We start from the raw sequence: 1,449 nt of genomic DNA, 5'->3' as shown, positions 1-1,449 counted from the left end.
TTGAGCGTCCAGAGTGGCGTATCTGCTGTCGGACAGCTTGCCTAAAATGTTGTCCTCATAGATTTTGCAGAGCAGGACTTCCAGCTCGGAAACTCTCTGCTTTGCTGTGGCAAGGCGTGTCCGCTGTTTCCTGACCTCTGCCGTCTGCTGGCTGGACTGCGCTTCCTGCACCACACGGACAAACTCGGCTCGGTCATGCTTGGCATACTCGGCAATAGCTTTGAGCATTTCGGAAACAAGGGACAGTACCACATCTTCATTGATACGGTGCTGTGTCGTGCAGAGCTTTCCAACTGGGACTTTGCTGTATTGTGAGCAGGTGTATTGAGAAATGCGCTTGCCGTTGTTGGTGCGGTGGACATACATCTTGCCGCCGCAATCGGCACAATAAAGCAAGCCCGTGAGGGGAGCTGCTTCGCCCCAGCCGTCCGGGTAGCGTCTGACATTCCCACGGATTTTCTGCACAAGGTCAAAGGTCTGCTGGTCTATGATAGGTTCATGGGTATTCTCAAAAATCGTCCATTCGTCCTCCGGGACATAATGGCTTTTCTTGTCCTTGAAGTGCTTTCGGGTCTTGAAATTGATGGTGTGTCCCAGATACTCACGCTTTTCAAGAATGTTGCAGATGGTGGAAGAACCCCAGCCGTACACATCTTTGAAAGTCTTGTTTTTGTTCACGCCCTCGCCGTGTTGGGCAAGGTAAGCAGACGGAATAAGCACCTTTTCCGATTTCAGTTTGCTGGCGATCTGATACGGACCGTAACCCTCAATCGTCATGGCAAAGATGCGCTTGACCACCTCTGCGGCTTCGGGGTCAACCAACCATTGGTCTCTGGCTTCGTTCCAGAGATAGCCGTAAATGACCGTGCCTGTGAGGTGCTTGCCGGACTTGCCTTTTGACTGGAAAGTGGAACGGATTTTACGGCTGGTGTCTCTGGCGTAATACTCGTTCATAATGTTGCGGAAAGGGGTAAAATCATCGTCCCCTCTGGCACTGTCCACGCCGTCATTGATGGCGATAAGGCGAACGCCACGCTGACGCAGGATTTCCATAATCTGACCAACTTTCAGATAGTCACGACCCATGCGGCTCATGTCCTTGATGCACAAATACTCCACATTCCCGGCTTCAACCTCTTTCATCATTGCCAAAAATCCGGGACGGTCAAAGCAGGTGCCGCTAATGCCATCGTCCGTGAAATGGACAATGTTCGTAAAGCCCTGCCGTGCGGCGAACTCCTCCAACATAGCCTTTTGATTGGAAATGGAATTGCTCTCACGCTGTTGGTCATCATCTTTGCCAAAGTCATCACGGCTCAGTCGTTCGTACAGAGCTGTGATTTTCTCGTTTTTTCTCATAACTTGCGCTCCTTTCTTCGGTTTTAGGTTGTGTGTTCTAAGAGACTTCCCAACCGCTTGATTAAGAAGTCTTTTAGAGCATACAACACC

General features: G+C 50.6%; 1 protein-coding gene. It reads right to left on the bottom strand.

The annotated features are described in order from the left end of the window. Nucleotides 1–1,359: recombinase family protein (locus E0E29_RS17290; protein ID WP_341273124.1), on the bottom strand; the 1,359-nt coding region annotated here is incomplete at its 3' end. Between the last annotated feature and the right edge of the window lie 90 nt (nucleotides 1,360–1,449).

The sequence above is a fragment of the Intestinimonas timonensis genome, assembly GCF_900626145.1.
Taxonomy (GTDB): domain Bacteria; phylum Bacillota; class Clostridia; order Oscillospirales; family Oscillospiraceae; genus Intestinimonas; species Intestinimonas aquisgranensis.
This window is presented reverse-complemented; position numbering and strand designations above follow the sequence as displayed.